Annotated in this window: 15 protein-coding genes, 1 pseudogene and 1 CRISPR repeat array; of the genes and pseudogenes, 3 read left to right on the top strand and 13 right to left on the bottom strand. The window is 43.3% G+C overall.

Annotation, left to right across the window (positions count from 1 at the left end; translation table 11 throughout):
* Nucleotides 1–67: 67 nt before the first annotated feature.
* The gene (locus tag ACEW9I_RS10875) at nt 68–286 is read left to right on the top strand and encodes an HNH endonuclease (RefSeq protein ID WP_373540358.1); all 219 of its coding nucleotides are present in this window, start codon (nt 68–70) and stop codon (nt 284–286) included.
* Nucleotides 287–614: 328 nt separating this feature from the next.
* Here the strand turns inward: ACEW9I_RS10875 and ACEW9I_RS10870 are convergent.
* From ACEW9I_RS10870 to ACEW9I_RS10810, 13 genes and pseudogenes are all read right to left on the bottom strand, one after another.
* Nucleotides 615–882 (bottom strand): annotated as a pseudogene (locus ACEW9I_RS10870) (type II toxin-antitoxin system PemK/MazF family toxin); the annotation flags it as partial.
* Nucleotides 883–2,607: a CRISPR direct-repeat array (repeat unit 37 nt; unit sequence GTTTCAATCCCTGTAAGGGTTTAAGGTCGATTTCGAT).
* A gap of 248 nt (nt 2,608–2,855) precedes the next feature.
* Nucleotides 2,856–3,128 (bottom strand): CRISPR-associated endonuclease Cas2, encoded by a 273-nt coding sequence (cas2, locus tag ACEW9I_RS10865; protein WP_373540357.1) that lies wholly within the window; start codon nt 3,126–3,128, stop codon nt 2,856–2,858.
* A gap of 6 nt (nt 3,129–3,134) precedes the next feature.
* The gene (gene cas1d / locus ACEW9I_RS10860) at nt 3,135–4,142 is read right to left on the bottom strand and encodes a type I-D CRISPR-associated endonuclease Cas1d (RefSeq protein WP_373540356.1); all 1,008 of its coding nucleotides are present in this window, start codon (nt 4,140–4,142) and stop codon (nt 3,135–3,137) included.
* A 113-nt stretch (nt 4,143–4,255) separates the two neighbouring features.
* The gene (gene cas4 / locus ACEW9I_RS10855) at nt 4,256–4,846 is read right to left on the bottom strand and encodes a CRISPR-associated protein Cas4 (RefSeq protein WP_373540380.1); all 591 of its coding nucleotides are present in this window, start codon (nt 4,844–4,846) and stop codon (nt 4,256–4,258) included.
* Nucleotides 4,846–5,658: a CRISPR-associated endoribonuclease Cas6 gene (cas6, locus tag ACEW9I_RS10850; RefSeq protein WP_373540355.1), complete on the bottom strand. Its 813-nt coding sequence runs from the start codon at nt 5,656–5,658 to the stop codon at nt 4,846–4,848. Before cas6 ends, cas4 begins: the two co-directional genes overlap by 1 nt.
* Nucleotides 5,659–5,822: 164 nt before the next feature.
* On the bottom strand, nt 5,823–6,533 hold the full coding sequence (gene cas5d / locus ACEW9I_RS10845; protein ID WP_373540354.1) for a type I-D CRISPR-associated protein Cas5/Csc1: 711 nt from the start codon (nt 6,531–6,533) through the stop codon (nt 5,823–5,825).
* A 2-nt stretch (nt 6,534–6,535) separates the two neighbouring features.
* Complete coding sequence (gene cas7d / locus ACEW9I_RS10840) at nt 6,536–7,567, bottom strand: type I-D CRISPR-associated protein Cas7/Csc2 (protein ID WP_373540353.1); 1,032 nt, start codon at nt 7,565–7,567, stop codon at nt 6,536–6,538.
* Between the two features lie 32 nt (nt 7,568–7,599).
* Nucleotides 7,600–10,851, bottom strand: coding sequence for a type I-D CRISPR-associated protein Cas10d/Csc3 (gene cas10d / locus ACEW9I_RS10835; RefSeq protein ID WP_373540352.1), 3,252 nt, complete (start codon nt 10,849–10,851; stop codon nt 7,600–7,602).
* A gap of 86 nt (nt 10,852–10,937) precedes the next feature.
* On the bottom strand, nt 10,938–11,426 hold the full coding sequence (locus tag ACEW9I_RS10830; protein WP_373540351.1) for a hypothetical protein: 489 nt from the start codon (nt 11,424–11,426) through the stop codon (nt 10,938–10,940).
* Nucleotides 11,427–11,684: 258 nt separating this feature from the next.
* Entirely contained in the window at nt 11,685–13,808 is a 2,124-nt protein-coding gene (gene cas3, locus ACEW9I_RS10825; RefSeq protein WP_373540350.1) for a type I-D CRISPR-associated helicase Cas3', read from the bottom strand.
* 52 nt (nt 13,809–13,860) lie between these two features.
* Nucleotides 13,861–14,217: a DUF5615 family PIN-like protein gene (locus ACEW9I_RS10820; RefSeq protein WP_373540349.1), complete on the bottom strand. Its 357-nt coding sequence runs from the start codon at nt 14,215–14,217 to the stop codon at nt 13,861–13,863.
* Nucleotides 14,214–14,465: a DUF433 domain-containing protein gene (locus ACEW9I_RS10815; protein ID WP_373540348.1), complete on the bottom strand. Its 252-nt coding sequence runs from the start codon at nt 14,463–14,465 to the stop codon at nt 14,214–14,216. Before ACEW9I_RS10815 ends, ACEW9I_RS10820 begins: the two co-directional genes overlap by 4 nt.
* A 103-nt stretch (nt 14,466–14,568) precedes the next feature.
* The gene (locus ACEW9I_RS10810; protein ID WP_373540347.1) at nt 14,569–14,769 is read right to left on the bottom strand and encodes a hypothetical protein; all 201 of its coding nucleotides are present in this window, start codon (nt 14,767–14,769) and stop codon (nt 14,569–14,571) included.
* 165 nt (nt 14,770–14,934) lie between these two features.
* On the opposite strand from ACEW9I_RS10810, the gene ACEW9I_RS10805 reads away from it, so the two are divergent.
* Both ACEW9I_RS10805 and ACEW9I_RS10800 read left to right on the top strand, forming a co-directional pair.
* The gene (locus ACEW9I_RS10805) at nt 14,935–15,801 is read left to right on the top strand and encodes a WYL domain-containing protein (protein WP_373540346.1); all 867 of its coding nucleotides are present in this window, start codon (nt 14,935–14,937) and stop codon (nt 15,799–15,801) included.
* 18 nt (nt 15,802–15,819) lie between these two features.
* A complete protein-coding gene (locus ACEW9I_RS10800) occupies nt 15,820–15,966 on the top strand; it encodes a hypothetical protein (RefSeq protein WP_373540345.1) in 147 nt (48 codons plus the stop codon).
* Nucleotides 15,967–16,023 lie beyond the last annotated feature (57 nt).

Below are 16,023 nucleotides of genomic sequence, written 5' to 3'. Positions count from 1 at the left end.
CCATTGTCTGTAAATTATTTACAGGGCTATCCCAGTTGTCAACTTAGCTCAAAATGGACTATGTGCTTTGTGTCATACTGAGTTAGAAGAGTCACTAATACAGGTAGACCATATCATTCCTTTTACTTATGGAGGAGGTAATGAACGCACTAATTTACAACTTGCTCACGGAAAATGTAATCATCAAAAGTGGACAAATGTAAGGGCATGGGATTTAATCGAATATTTAGAGTCTCAATACATGAATCTTCCTCCCAGCGATCGAACTAAGCTGGCTTCTTCATAGAAGGATGGTGGGCATTGCCCACCACTTTCAACCTAGATACAGTAATTGATTCAAGCATTTTAATCGATTAATTTACAAGGTCAGTGATTCGATCGAGCCTCTAGATTCTTGAGACTCGATCGTCAATCAAAATCTACAACTAAAGCGATCGCTAAATTGATTTCTCTCATGATTTCGGGAGGTAAAATGCCTAACTTGCGAACACATCGCTGTAAGTCCACTCCCAATACTTCTCGGTTAATCTAAAAACTAGTTAGTCCGCGTAGGCGGACTTTGCACCACTAGCGGCGACTTCAGTCGCTAGCAGTTCTTAAACGAGAAGTATTGAGTCCACTCCCCGTAATTGCAGGACATCTACAGCAGAGATTTTCGTCAACCCATTACTTACATCTGGCTCTACTCGAACCTTGCTAAGGATTGAGTTCAAAATGCTGCTTCCAATCAGTCAGAGGGGCAGTTAGTTTAAGTGGTAATTTGCCCATCGAATCAACACTAATTACCACTACCGGACGAGTCTTGCGAATTTCCGATCCGATCGTTGGATTTAAGTTAACTAACCAGATTTCCGATCTTAGCGGTAAAACGTGATGAATGATGTTTCAATCCCTGTAAGGGTTTAAGGTCGATTTCGATAATTGAGGGTTCGATGCGATTCACTCGATCGACCGCGTTTCAATCCCTGTAAGGGTTTAAGGTCGATTTCGATATGCACTAGCCAGTGGCAGAGGGTCTGCTAACTCTCGTTTCAATCCCTGTAAGGGTTTAAGGTCGATTTCGATGGGATTTCTACGACGCTATTTAGCCCTGTCATTGCATGTTTCAATCCCTGTAAGGGTTTAAGGTCGATTTCGATATCGTAACAAAAGCGATAATGTGTGGTTGCTAAGTGGTTTCAATCCCTGTAAGGGTTTAAGGTCGATTTCGATCAGCGCAAGTACTGGCTGAAGCGATTGCTCTTGTTTCAATCCCTGTAAGGGTTTAAGGTCGATTTCGATCATTCTAGCTTGCGAGTTCGCGGCGCAAACCTTGTTTCAATCCCTGTAAGGGTTTAAGGTCGATTTCGATGGGGTGGCGGTATTCGCACTGCTAGTCGTCTTATAGTTTCAATCCCTGTAAGGGTTTAAGGTCGATTTCGATAAGATCGTGCCAGAAGTCAGGGGCCATTTAACCCCCGTTTCAATCCCTGTAAGGGTTTAAGGTCGATTTCGATTTTTTCAACTTTGCCTTTTAGTACGCGATCGCCGCGCTGTTTCAATCCCTGTAAGGGTTTAAGGTCGATTTCGATCTAGTGTAGCCTCGCCCGCTGCCATTTCCGCTGATTGGTTTCAATCCCTGTAAGGGTTTAAGGTCGATTTCGATTGCTGCGGTAACTAACAACAGTACTGTAGTGCCTACAAGTTTCAATCCCTGTAAGGGTTTAAGGTCGATTTCGATTGTTATCGATTTGGGTACCTCGTACAAGAACTTTTTCGTTTCAATCCCTGTAAGGGTTTAAGGTCGATTTCGATGATCGTATCGGTATCGAGATAGATAATTTTGTCTTCACCCTCGATTAGTTTCAATCCCTGTAAGGGTTTAAGGTCGATTTCGATGAGCAGGTTGCGGAATATTTGGCTTATTGGGTTGCGTTTCAATCCCTGTAAGGGTTTAAGGTCGATTTCGATAGTCGATCGTCGGCGCGACAATATCGGTGTAGTAATCGGTTTCAATCCCTGTAAGGGTTTAAGGTCGATTTCGATTAACGGGGTGGGGAACTCCAAACACTATGGATACGATGTTTCAATCCCTGTAAGGGTTTAAGGTCGATTTCGATCCCGCTGACGGGTGCATTGGTACGCGATCCTTTACGTTTCAATCCCTGTAAGGGTTTAAGGTCGATTTCGATTCGGGATATCAGCTAGTAACCTACCCAGCTCGACGTTTCAATCCCTGTAAGGGTTTAAGGTCGATTTCGATGCCGCAAAAAAGGCGAACAGCTACGGGTTATCTATGTTTCAATCCCTGTAAGGGTTTAAGGTCGATTTCGATGGACTAGATCTGAGTCGAATCAGTAGAGGTGACTTGTTTCAATCCCTGTAAGGGTTTAAGGTCGATTTCGATGAGCAATATCGCAGCTCCCTGTCGGATGCAGATGTGAAGTTTCAATCCCTGTAAGGGTTTAAGGTCGATTTCGATTCGAGTTCGATTATCTGCAAACTACTTTGTTTTATGTTTCAATCCCTGTAAGGGTTTAAGGTCGATTTCGATCATTTGCTCGGTAGTAATGGTCGTTTTCAAAGATGCGGTTTCAATCCCTGTAAGGGTTTAAGGTCGATTTCGATAGCGGGAGCCTGAAAACGTTATTATATTTGGTTTTCAAGGTGCAAAATCGCGGATCTAGTAAATCATAACACTCAAATCCAAGATCGCCTAAAAATCAAATTATTCGATCGAGCCTCAAACCGATTACCATCAATAGATTCAACCACTGCGCGGATCGCTATCGATCGATAATCCCCCAACGCAATATCTACCCAAGCATCCAGCCATTTTTCTTAAAATCCATTTTCAACACCTACCCATTCGCGCATCAAGCGAAAAAAATTGTCTCATCCCGTACCTCCTCTCCACCGATGCGTTCCACCTTGGGGTGACAACAAGCGCAGAGAAAATAGAACCGAATACTATCCTCCTCCGGCTTAATCATCTTGCTCAATCGCGCCCTCAATTTTGCATACTGGCTATCTGTGAGATCGCACTCGAACACGCTATATTGCATCCATTGACCGTAAGACTTCAGCATCTTGTGAATTTTCGTGCGTCGCTTGTCTTCAGAAATATCGTAAGAAATCACCACGAACATAGAAATTTATTTCAGAATGAGTGGTGGATATTTGTCAGTTTCTGACATCAGATATTTCCCCAATAGCCGCGCTTGAATCTCAAAGGCTTCTTGATAAGTACACTGCTTTTGCAACACAGGATGTTTAAACTTTGACTGTTTCTTCTGCTCGTACAATCGCAAAAAAGTCTTTCTCCCCTCATTCGACAACGAAACAGCTTTACTCAATGGCTCCGTAGTAAAATCTGCAACTACCAACGCCCTGCGATTTATTGCTGATAGCACCATCGCATCAACTACCAATGGGCGAAACTCCTCCATCAAATCTAAAGCTAGCGATGGTCGCCCATAACGTTCGGTATGCAAATAGCCCAAATAAGGGTCGAAACCGACGATATTTACCGCACTTTGAATATCGTGAGCCAGGAGTGAATAGCCAAAACTCAACAGCGCGTTCACTGGATCTGTTGGCGGACGACGACGGCGAGATTCAAACTTAAATCCATCCGCCCGAATCAACTTGTCGAAGCTTCCAAAATAAGCCGCACTACCAGCCCCTTCTAAGCCTCGTAAGGAGTCGATCTTCTCCGTTCGCTCGATTGGCTCGATCGCGTTATCCAATCGGGTTATTGCCGCTGCTAGCTGGGTATCCTCATGCTCTCGCTGGGCGCGGAGTAGAGCGATGCGATAATTTTTGAGTTTGCCGCGCACGAAACCTTGAACTACATGAGTTGCTTTCGATTTATCCTCTCGCGCTGCCGCCCATTGTGCCGATCGAATGAAGATATTCTTAGTTAAAGGTGGTTCCAAACTACCAAGATATCTACCCGTTCCTGTCAGAAAAGTTAGCGGGATTTTCCGCTCTAGTAATTCAATCAGCAGAGCTGGTGAAACTGTCGCTCGACCCATGATTACCAGTCCCTCAATTTTAATGAGCGGGACATCTAGGAGGAGGGTTTTCTCGAATCTAACGTGTAATCGTTCGTCGGTTTTGCCCACGAATGAGTCTTGTTGTGTAACGTAAACTGTGCCCATCTTAATATAGGGGAAAGGTTAAAGGGAAAAGGTTAAAGGGAAGAGGGAATAGAGATTAGGGATTAGAGAAGGGGGGAAATACTCAAAATATTTTCCCCTTTTTCTCTAATTAGTCAATCTTCTCGATACTTGGTAACTTTACTAGCTGCTTTAGGTAGACATTGCGATTGGAGGCTACAGCCTTGACAGCGAGAGGTGTAGATGGGTTTGGGCATTTTACCCGTACCTAAAAGTTTGCGGACGGAGGCGATCGATCCCATCGTCAAATTTCTTAACTCTGGCGTAAGTTCGACTAATTGCCGCTGATGCGATTGGCAATAATAGACATAACCGCGATCGATTATTTGTCCAGTCATTTCTTCCAAACACAGAGCCTGGGCGCAAACTTGTAATTCGTCGTTAGCGAAGTCACCTTTGGCACTGCGTTTATATTCCACTGGATAAATGCGACCATCTTGTTCTTCAATTAGATCGGCTTTACCAATTAATCCATAGCGATCGGATTTGAGCCAAATCGCTCTGACTTGCCAAGTTTCTTCCCGATGACTATCACCAAGAGTATGGACGCGATCGTGTAGACTGGTGCCTTCGATCGTGTATTGATTATCGACAAATTCACCCGCGCAAAACATGCGCCAACAGCGGTGGGGACAGTAGTTGTACTGGTTGAGAGATGCGATCGAGATATAATCGATTTCAGTTATCATAATCGTCGTGTCATCCCCATCCCCATCGGTGTCTTCCGCCCAACTCCAGCATATAGAGCAAAATCTGCCAGGGCGTTAAGTTGTTTGATTTGCAATGACGTAACCTCATCCATAATCTGATATTTGATATCGCCAACGGTGCCGATAAATTTACCAATATAGTCATTAGAAACTTCAGTCCGAAGATCGAATGCACTAGGAAAGATTGACTCGATTGAGAAGTCTACGAGTTCGACCCCGCTATATTTATTCCATCTAGATCGGAGGGAATTAAATATACATTCTCGCGTCGGTAAGGCACTATCATATTTGCCTTGACGGAAACTAGTTGGGGTGGTGAAAGCTAATCTAAGTGTGCGATTACTATCTGAGGCTCGATCGAATAACTCTTGATAGCTACAGGCATTCGCCCAAGGTTGGGTAGATTGGGGGGTGCCCTGGATGCTGGCGATTGTCAAATCTGCCGCACCGAGATGCCAAGATTGTTGAGGATTGAGATTTAGCCACAATTTGGTAAGTTGCCCGAATAATCGATCGTCTAAGAGAGAGATGCGCCACCAGCAGGGGGTTTCGGCGGGAATGGGTTTGGAGTGTTGATATTGAAGGGTAAGATTCATTCGTCCAGATTGGATTTGGAGGGGGCTGAGGGTGAAGGATTTATCTGTCTTGACTTCGTGGAGGGCATCGCCGAGTTCTTGGTTGACAGCACTGACGAGGGTGAGGAAGAGGGCGTGCATGTGTCGCCCAGTTAGAAAGTCGGGATATATTGGCGATCGCGGGATGAGGTTTAAAACTAGACTGTGGGGCATGAGTGAGGATTAGGGTTAGTCGATCTGGATTGAGAGCCATGCTGAAGTGAAACTCGCACCAATGGTACGAGTTTTAAATATGGGTAGAGCGGAAAGTTATGGATCGAGACTGATCGTTTTATTGCTTATGCCATTTCTGCGATCGATGGTTGCAGTTTATTTCATCAACTGAATCGATATTCCATATTTGCAGGAAGAACGATCGTTTCTTGACCATCTCGGATACGGTAGTGTTGTCCGCTCAAAAATCGAACATTCCGAATCAAGCTAACAGGCGGCATATTGAGAGTGTCATAGCTAATTACTTGATGAGTAAACATCACATCTAAGGGATTTAGTGGATACTTGCAGATAAAGTCTTTAGTAGTTCGATCGAAGTCGGTGAGTTCTTCAATCCTAACCTCTGCTTTACTCATCCATTTACCTAAACGAATCCATTTAGCTAGCGATAACGGATGAGTGGAAATCAAGAAAAACTCAAAGATACTTTCTGGTGCAATTTCTTTAGCACGACCAAAGCTAGGGATGTTTTTCTGAGTTTTCTCCATCTCAACATGGTAATTATTATTAGCATATTTCCAGGTATTGAGAAACGATGTATGGTGGATCGATCGAGCTGGAGTAACGTAGATTCCTTGCTGATTTAATGCCGTTAAATGTTCGGCATATTTTGGCACTTGTTCGGGGCAGAAATAACGATATGAGTGTTCTTCTGCTACTGTGGTTGAATAGCGATCGCTATCTACTAATCCCAACGCATAGCAAAGAGCATAGTTATGGAGAATTGGTTCTGTCTCATATAATCTACCAATCTCGCGCGTGGCATAGTAGAGACTATCGTGAAGCTCGATCGAGCAGCGATAAATAACAGTCATAGTTATGACTCCGGTGTGGCGGTACTAGTAGCTTTTTTAGCACCTTTCTTGGCTTTATCTCCAGATTTGGTAATATGCTTATTCGCATAAGCAGTAGATTCATTATTAGCCTGTTCTAATAGTTCTTTAAGCTTTGACTCATCACCAGTAATCTGTTTCACTTCAGCAAGCAGAGTATCGAATTTATCACCAATAGATGCTATGAATGGGATATATTCATTTTTCATGGCTTGCTCGATCGCTGCTTTAGCCGCTTTCAAAACATCATCTTCATTTAGCGGATCGGGAGAATTAATTTGAGTTGGTTGTGCATCCTTCATTAGATCGTAGATGTGTTGTGTCCAGCGCAGATTACTGACAATTTCGCCATCAGCAAAAATCACACCGATTAACTCATTCCGTACGCGACCAGTACGGGTAGTTTGTGCGCCGTAGTGACGAGTCCTGAGAATATTATTAAATACATATAAAAACCCCGCTTCTGTCGGATCTTTGATGGTGACGATACTAGGGAAAAAAGTTTGAGGTAGGATATGATCTTGACTATTAATTCGGCTGGTAACTTCTCCATTCCGGCTCATTGTGCCATTCTCAAATGGGGCGTTGAGTGTGAAGTTTAAATGAGCATCATCGAAAGGGGTAATCGAATATGCGGTATCAACCACCACCTTTGACTTTTCGGAACCTGAGTCACCGATCGCAAACCCATACAGAATACAGTCAGGAGTAGTTTTACTAAAGTCAACATTGTAATCGCACTTTTCCCAGTCACCAATTTTGTAGTTGCGGAGCAGTTCTCGTCCAGTTAAACGTTCGGGAGTTGATTGTTTTCGCTTGAACATTGCCAGACGGCTAATAGCTTCTGAGTTATTTACCCCTGCACGTACCCGTGCTTTGTTAAGTTCGCCATCGGTTTGGAATAGTGGATAAGATTCAGTAATCCGCATTGTGATGAAGTGGACATATTTGCCCATCGGTTTGGCAGGAATTTCGGTGTGAAAATGTTTCGCATCGACAGTTGTTAGGAATTTCATAATTTAATCCTTGATTGTTGGTTGTTAGATATTTAAACGTTAACAGTTTCGGCTTCTGGCAGATCTTCTGGCTCTACGACTGTAATAGTTCGTCGAGCTTCATCATCTTCTAATCGATAGATATAGTCACATGTATCTCGAATTAGATTGATTTGTGTCCCCGCCAGACGCGCCCGATCGCCTTTGAAGGTATTTTCAAATAAATCCTTGACGAAAAATTTGGCAAATTCATGAATGGCTTGCCGTTCCTCTTCAGAAGTTAAAGCAGATTTCCATTTGCCATCAACGAAAACTAAAGTAGGCTTACCTTCGGCTGTTCTGCGGCGCACGTTGGTCATCAATCTGGCAATTCTGGCAGCTACAACCTCAGTCAGAGATTCGGAATCGGAGACTAATGCTCGATCGGTTTTGAGGATAACATCAGCAGCTTCATCGATAGGTTTTAGCACAGCATTGGGCTTTGCATATTGACTTTTCGCCCGATAAAAACGTCGATACAGTCGGGTTAGTTCACGTAATTGGGTCATATCTTTTCCTTCTGGATCGAAGCAGTAATAGAATTGTTGATAGAGTTTGATTTTCTCGACTGGGGCTGTATCCCAATCCAATTTCCGCAGCAGTTTCGAGAGATAGTGAAAAACATATAGTGGGCTAGTCTCTAAATCTCTCGCCAGAGCCGCCAGTTTTCCCCAATCAGGATCGCCATCTTTTTTACGGTTGACTTCCAGATGGATACAGTAAGCAGCACTCAGCGCGTTGAGCGGCGAAAATTGTTTGGGTTGGCGCGGTAAAATCCCATCCAATCGATAAGTGTCGCGTTTAACTAGGGTGGAGATTGCCTGATGTTCGCCATCGAGAATGGTGGTTTGTTCAAAGTCGGCACCGCTGATATACGGCGGTACGGGTGACTCAGATGCCACAACTTTGACATCCAATATCAATGGCAAAGCAAAAGCCAACCAAGATGGCATCACCCACGATTCGGTATCGCTGGCATCTCGCCCTGGTGGGAGAGCCATGAAGAAGAACGTCATCGGCTCGTTGGTATAACTGAGCTTAAAAGTTCGATCTACTTCAGATTCCGGTTGGAGCAGGAGGGAATCGACCGACTGATAAGTGGCAAGATTAAATTGAGCAGGTTGTTTATCGGGTACGAGGTGTTTCCGAATATCTGCATCAAAGCGGGTACGCCGAATCCAAGAGTAGGCTTTTTGTAGAAAGGTGTTAGTTTCTGGAGTGAAGAAATAAGCTGGATAGAGATATAAATAGCGATATTTACGTCCCTCAAAGTCGCCTCCCGTTGCATTAGTTTGGTTCATCAAGATTTGTCTGAGCATAATCTCGATCGACCAAATTGCACAAATTTGACGTTTGGCAGCCTGAGCATTAAACAGAATTTGACGATTACTGTAAATCTGGGGGGAAAACAATGTCGCTGATTCCATTTGTTCGCTCACCGTATAGGATGAACTAGACATGGCACAGACATTTTTTCGTCCTTTCCCGTTGATTTTAGCTGCTTTATATCGATCGAGTTCGGTCAAAAATGGCTCGTTAGTGGGAGTAGTAATCGCACCAGTCGGCAAGACTACTACCGCCCGAACGTAGGTGCGAAGGTCATCCCAGCCATCTGGTAAGCTAAATTCCTGAATTAATGGTTCGATAATTTGTGCAACATAACTAACTATCTCTAACATCACAGACTGGACTTGCCCATCCTCTAGATCTGGATGTTGCTGAATATATCTTGCTGCTAGGTAATACCAATCGAGCGGCACACCCCCTGTTTTCTTGAGAGCCTGAATTGCTCTCATATCCGGTATTTCTGCGGACAACCCTAGATATTCAGCTAGTTTTTGGGTTAAATCTAGTTCTGGTAAATTCTTCCGCTCGGCTTTAGGTTGCTGTTTCTGCCAATCGGTAAATTTCTCACACCATCCGCGCCAGATGCCTCGGCAAATAATATCTCCAAATTCACTCAGTCGATCGATCCGATAATCATCATCAAATGGCTCGATTGATGCTGGAAGTTCGCCATTATCACGAAAGTTTATCAGGCTATCACTCCGCTTTTTAGCGATCGAAGCTTTAGTTGATGGGATAATCCGACAAGCCGCTTGAATGGCTGTCTCCATTAACTGGATTACATCAAAAAAGAACCAATAATAAGCAGCGAACTTGAATCCTTTACCATCCCTCGCAAACCCAGTTTGCCTGTGCCTAAGCTGTTCGCTGCAAAGGGTTTTAATTTTTTGAATTACGCGATCTGGAATATCCTCAACTTCAATCTGCGGCGTATCTGGCTTTGCAAGATAAACCACCCCATCGGGTAAATAGAGCAGCGGTGTATAAAACTCGTCGGGATGAATATCCATCAACCCATTATTAATGATATTGGTTAGTACACCTCGATTATCAGATAGCGCGTGATAGCTAAACTTGAGTTGTCCATTACTCAAATCGTTAAGAAGACTTGAGAGGCTATCCGCTTCACAATCACCTGGATGTTTGATGACGGATGCAAACAAGTCAGAGAGCCGTACTAGCCGGATTAGTAGTTGTTGAATTCGATCGTCAACCTGACATTTATCCAAGCCGCGCTGCTTCATCCCTAGATCTGCATCCCATTTTTCTCCAGCGTTATTGCTAATCCAGATAATGTCATCAATATACGATGCCCAATCATTACCAATGAGCAGATCTAAGCCTAATTCTTGGATCTTGTAACTGACATATTCTCTGCCAAAGTTTAGAGCATCAGACTTTTTTGGTGAATGTTTTCGCCAATCTCGATCGCGGAATCGACCATCTCGATCGTTTGCTATCAACCAGTCAGCATAATCGGGAAATTTATCATAATCGTGGAGAATATAAGCTGCGATGTAAATCACAGCCTCTAAACTATCGCACAAACGTTTGATGGGATTGGTTCCCAATGTCTGCAATACTTTAAAAATTCGATAAGTTGGAAATAAACCATTGAGTAGATGAGCGGTAAAAGATTGGTCTTCCTTACTTCGTTCTACATTTTTACCTTCCGCACGTCGATCTTCAGTAAACTGTCCACCTTTAGCAGTCATACCTACTAATAGCCGCATTAAATTAGGCAATACATATTCTGCAAACCGCATTAATATGTCATCATCTTGATTTCCGGCTGTTTCGACAATAGCTTTTTTAAAGAGCCTAATTGTTAAAAGTTCTGGTTTTTCTAGTGCTAACTCATTACTAGGCTCTAGGTCAAGATTGAATAATGGTAAGTCATCAAAATCACTCACTGTCATTCTCCTCAGTTGTAATCGATCGATATTCCCGAATATTTTTACCTCGAATCGCCCAATTCATAATATTTACGCTCCTATCGGGCTAGTTAATTTCCATTCTCTTGTCTCAACTGTCGTCTCAAAGTATCAAACTTAATCCACTCTCCATCTTTTTTGACTTCAAGATATTCCCAACCATTCAAAGTGCAGCCATTCAGCTTTCCAGCCAAAGGACTGACCTTATCAAACACTTGTCCCTCGTGAAATATTGTTCCTGTCGCTGAGATAGTTAAACTGTTGAGATAATCTCGTCCGACTTCTTTTGCTCGATCTTGCGTCAATCGAACTCGCACAGACATCCCTGCTCTAGTTAAACCTTCGTCGAATAGCTGAGACAAACGAACGTGAGAACGATCTCTCTTGTCTTGCCCTTCCCCTTTGAGGACATCATTCCTAGACACCTTGCTAGATTCGGCTAGATCTACTAGATCGGAAGGTGTTCGATCTTCATCGACTTGTTGTAGTTCTACTAAACTACAAGAGGTACTGGCAGATTGCATCCACCCAAGAAATTCGTGACGGAGTGCTGGCGGCATTTTTCCTAGATCTTCGCGATTCAATTGAATAATTATAAAAATTCTCTAGTGGGCTTTTTCATTATCTGCCCAAGTTTAAGTTTAGTCAAAATAGCCATACGACTTTAAGTCAAGATAGCTATCTGAGTTTAGAAGTCGCAAGATCGGATAAAGTGTATATATGGGAGAAAGGGACTCACTTGTACTACAAAATCCTTACAGGAATTGAAATAAGATTGCCATCCGATAACGGGCAAGCCCCCCTTTCTCCTCATTATTTCAACATATCCAGCCAATATCCGCCTGCGGCTTCCAGTGCCAAGTTAGGGTTTCTAGCATCAAAGCTGACTTGCCAAAGGCGATCGTATAAGGTGGATCTCGATCGTTTAGTCGATCGCTCAATCCATAGGCTTGAAACTGCATCGGTAGCCCCAGTCTGGCGCGTAAATCCCCACGAGGAAGATCGGAGATATAGCAAACAATCCCTCGACGAGAGAGTGCATGAGTGATTGCATTCGGTGGGATCGTCACTTCTAGCCCTTTGAGAATCTGCACCTTCCCCAGCCGAGCTAGTTCCCCCACATTCCCTGAATGGTAAAAATGCCAGTTCTCCCGCACGTCACGATAATCAATCACTCGTAGATAACAGAGAGCATCCTCAAATCGCTTCGTCGATACTCCTCGATCTCTAGCCATCGCAATAAATCGATCGCGTTTAATTAGTTCCGAATCAAAAATAAAATTGCTCAATAACCCAGGCAGATTATAAGTCTTAAATTGATCGCGTTCCGGCTCGTCGGGATTAGTTGCATCATAAATCGCACAATCAAGCTGACTGCTCCCCCGAAAACTCCGCGCTTCATCAATAATTTTGTGTTGTTTCGCATCAATACAGCGGATAACCTTGCTGTACTGATATTTAAGATTAACGCCAAAGGTATTTTCGATATCGACTCCGAAACCATCAACTGCATTGGGATAAGTTGCTTTCATGTGTGGCGTTCGCAGTTCTCTGTGCATACAAACTGACTGCACCACTCCCCAACGTTTGGGATAGTTCTCAAATTGATTCACAAACGACCAAGAATTACGGATAGATTCAGTGAATGATACTCGATCGTACTCTTGAGAATCTGCTAAAGGTGCAATCTGACTATCTTTACCTGTAAACAGCCGAGCAACTAGGTAATTTGGAATCAGTGCATAAGCTTGATAAGTTGGAAATCCTGGATGTCGCCCCAATCTACCAAAGCGTTGAATAAAATTCCCCGCATCTGCCGCTTCAAAAATTAGAAAATTAATTCTAAAGTCAACACCAACATCGATTGTCGAAGTCCCAATTAACAGATCGGCATCTGAGATCGATCGTGCCCGTTCGCTTTCACCAGTTAAACTTGTATTCGGCATAACTTTTAATCCATGCGCCTCAAACAGTGGTTTGAGTATGCCTAGAATCTTGTAAACAGAGGCGATCGAATTGAGAATAATCGCACCTTTACTACCATGATGTTCTAAGAAAAACTTGAGAATTACTAACTCTGTATTCTCTACAATCCAATCATAGCCCGATCGAGCATTTGGTTGTAAGTCACTGACAAACCTCAGATCGATCGGCTGGCTAATTTGCCTCCATTGTTCCGAATCTCTATCTTCAAATCTATATGAATTATGTTTGACTGGATCTATAACCTTAGTTCTAAATCCAGAACGGTGAAGAAACTCTAACAACATTTCATTCGGAGTTGCTGATAAGAACAAGAATTTCCGTGAAAGTGCAGTATGTTTTATCAACAACATCGCATTTACGACACTAGCAATCTGAGGTGAAGAGAAAATATGAAACTCATCAAAGATGAATAACTTATACATTTCATCGATCTTACGAAACAATTTATCGGCATTATCTCCCTTGTTTGGATTCTTCGGATCGCGTCGAAGATAACGAAAGTCATGGACGTAGTGAAAAATATCAGGATTAGTTAGTAATATTTCTGAGTTATCAACTAGATTAATCAGCCCTTGCTGCTTAGATGGCAGACTATTAGTTTCTACGAAATTTTCTAAAGTTGCCCCTGTCAAGCGATAAATTTGAAGATCGTGCTTATGAAATTCTGTCTTGTAGTTGTTAACTTGTCGCTCCTGATCGCGTGCAAGTTCGTTAGTTGGATACATTGCTAATGTGGAATAGCATTTAACTATCATTGACTGTAAATAAGCAGCCAAACTCTTACCATCACCAGTCATCGCCGTATTAATCACCACATCAATTGCTGGATCTCTGAGAGCTTCTAATGTTGCTAACTGATGCCAAGCTAGATTCCAACCTGCTGGTAATACCAAACCCTCTGGTGTGGGGACTGTTTGCGAGTAGACGGGTTTAAGCCGAATTTGATAATCAGACATATTTACTTTTCGTCCATATTTGAATAATTAACCTCATCTAAAATTTATTTTTTTAAAGTGTATCCGCCGGACGAATTCTGACTCTTCGAGAATCGATCGTGACTATCGCACCTGTCAATAGCTCAGATTCAAACCGATTCAAAAATTCTAGACAAGCATTAGAATGCTGCGTTGTTGCCAAATTAGACAATCTGACAATCCCCGCATGAGGTTGACCTTTAACTATTGCCAATTCACCAAAATCTTTGTCCTGAGTAATGAGAATACGATTTTCAAGATATGCAGTTGCCAAAATCTCCTCATCGCCAGGATCTACATCCCAATCGCCCGTCCAGATTACGTCATACCCCGCAGCAATTAAGTCGTCTCGCACCCGAAACGACATATTAGTATCAAGTAATATCTTCATGACGTGGTTTCAAGTAACAGGGGTTCGACACGCTCGTGTCCGACTAGACGATGAGCGTAAACCAGGCAAGCTCGAACATCCTCTGCTTCCAGCCAGGGATAAGCAGCTAGCAAAGTTTCCGTAGTATCCCCCGCCGCTAACATGCCTAATACCTGTTCTACAGCTAGTCTTCTACCTCTAATAATTGGCTTGCCAGCAAAAATTTGAGGATTGACAGTAATTCGTGCGAGTAATTCTTGTTCGTTCATTGGTATACCAACTTTCTTTGTACTAAAGTATTTCAACCCAACTAGGGATACTCATCGAATCAGAGCAAATGAACTCCCATTCAACGAGTATATAACAAATGTACTATGCTATCTCTCTAACAGTCATCTTGTACTCATATTGCTGGGCGGTTACTTTACGCTTTTCAAAGTGATAGCCTCTCTTCTTGAGTACGTGCATGGTTGCAGAGAAACGGTGGCTAATCTTTTCAACTAACTCATTGGCAGGGTGCCAACAGCCATCAGACATTAGCGAGATCGTGCGTTCGGAGAGATTATTAGTCATTGTTTTGGTAGTGAGTGATGTCCAACTAGGTCAGCTTGCTCTCGATCGGGAGCAGTTAACCCCGTGCAATTAGTCTGCAATCGAGCAATTAACCTCATCCTAACAGTTATAATAGAAGATAACAAACCTTTTTTATTACAAAGTATACGGACAAATCAAAATCTTATGACTCGCTCTGGACGTGCCCTCACCATCTCCCTGAATGAAACCGATCGAGCAGCCCTCACCCAACTAGCTCAAGAATTTGGCATGATGTGGGGCGACAAGCCCAATATCTCCAAACTGATCGAAACGATCGCTAGACGAGAGCTAACGATCGCCCATAACAACGATTGGGACTCACACAGGATTCAAGCCTTAAACATTGCCATCAAAGCTCTCATCGACGCAGGGAAAACAGCCGAAGCCCAGATTGTCACGCAAATCTTGCTCGATCGATCCGAATTGACGATTCCCGACCGCGCCGAACTGCTCAAATCTACCGAAAATCTTCTTCCATCCTGGCGACAGAAAATCGACGAACTGATCTATCAACATCGCCCCTTTCGCTTGACTTATCGCGATGCAGCCGATCGACCATTCACTTTTACCGTTCTGTATGGGGAAGTCGTCCCGATTGAAAAACGTCAGTATTTAACCTGTCAATGCGTTGAATCTGAAGGGAATAATGATGTCCCTGGACTGGAACACAACTGGTTTTTGAGGCTCGATCGGATTCAGGATGCGATCGTCGTCCCGATGGCGGAGAAATGGGATAAGAAAGGGCTAGAAACGATCCCTGTTGAGTTTCACCTAACGGGAGGATTAGCCTTCGCTTACGAACGAAGAAAAGACGATCTTGAAGTTACGGATCTAGATACCGATCGACCTACTAAGCGGGTAGTTCGCAAAATTAACAGCACCTTCTGGTTCTTTCGAGAAATTTTGCCCTACGGGGATGATTGTGTAGTTGTGGCACCGGATATGGTAGTCGATCGCTTTAGTCGAAAAGTTCGGTCTTTGGCGGCGAAATACTCGATCGCAATCGACTAGAAAATCCTTCATTTTCGGATGAACGCAACGGTGCAAAAATCTGGCACACGCATGATGCGGGGTACGGGAATAACTAATGCGCGGTGGCAAACTCTCAGTGAGTTATTCGCACTCGATCGCTTTGTCACTGTCCAGCCGCCGAACTATTCGACTATAGTCATCTAAACTCCACTTAGCAGTAATTAGAGTCATTAGTTTTCTCCAAATAACCAAACTGATTTT

The organism is Chamaesiphon sp. (assembly GCF_041738855.1).
In the GTDB taxonomy this organism is placed as follows: Bacteria; Cyanobacteriota; Cyanobacteriia; order Cyanobacteriales; family Chamaesiphonaceae; genus Chamaesiphon.
This window is presented reverse-complemented; position numbering and strand designations above follow the sequence as displayed.

Coding starts and splice junctions, on each gene's coding strand:
- cas6 (WP_373540355.1), bottom strand. CDS start 5,658: ATGCCCCACAGTCTAGTTTTAAACCTCATCCCGCGATCGCCAATATAT.
- ACEW9I_RS10810 (WP_373540347.1), bottom strand. CDS start 14,769: ATGACTAATAATCTCTCCGAACGCACGATCTCGCTAATGTCTGATGGC.
- ACEW9I_RS10805 (WP_373540346.1), top strand. CDS start 14,935: ATGACTCGCTCTGGACGTGCCCTCACCATCTCCCTGAATGAAACCGAT.
- cas3 (WP_373540350.1), bottom strand. CDS start 13,808: ATGTCTGATTATCAAATTCGGCTTAAACCCGTCTACTCGCAAACAGTC.
- ACEW9I_RS10820 (WP_373540349.1), bottom strand. CDS start 14,217: ATGAAGATATTACTTGATACTAATATGTCGTTTCGGGTGCGAGACGAC.
- cas2 (WP_373540357.1), bottom strand. CDS start 3,128: ATGTTCGTGGTGATTTCTTACGATATTTCTGAAGACAAGCGACGCACG.
- cas10d (WP_373540352.1), bottom strand. CDS start 10,851: ATGACAGTGAGTGATTTTGATGACTTACCATTATTCAATCTTGACCTA.
- cas7d (WP_373540353.1), bottom strand. CDS start 7,567: ATGAAATTCCTAACAACTGTCGATGCGAAACATTTTCACACCGAAATT.
- cas5d (WP_373540354.1), bottom strand. CDS start 6,533: ATGACTGTTATTTATCGCTGCTCGATCGAGCTTCACGATAGTCTCTAC.
- ACEW9I_RS10815 (WP_373540348.1), bottom strand. CDS start 14,465: ATGAACGAACAAGAATTACTCGCACGAATTACTGTCAATCCTCAAATT.
- ACEW9I_RS10830 (WP_373540351.1), bottom strand. CDS start 11,426: ATGCCGCCAGCACTCCGTCACGAATTTCTTGGGTGGATGCAATCTGCC.
- ACEW9I_RS10800 (WP_373540345.1), top strand. CDS start 15,820: ATGAACGCAACGGTGCAAAAATCTGGCACACGCATGATGCGGGGTACG.
- cas1d (WP_373540356.1), bottom strand. CDS start 4,142: ATGGGCACAGTTTACGTTACACAACAAGACTCATTCGTGGGCAAAACC.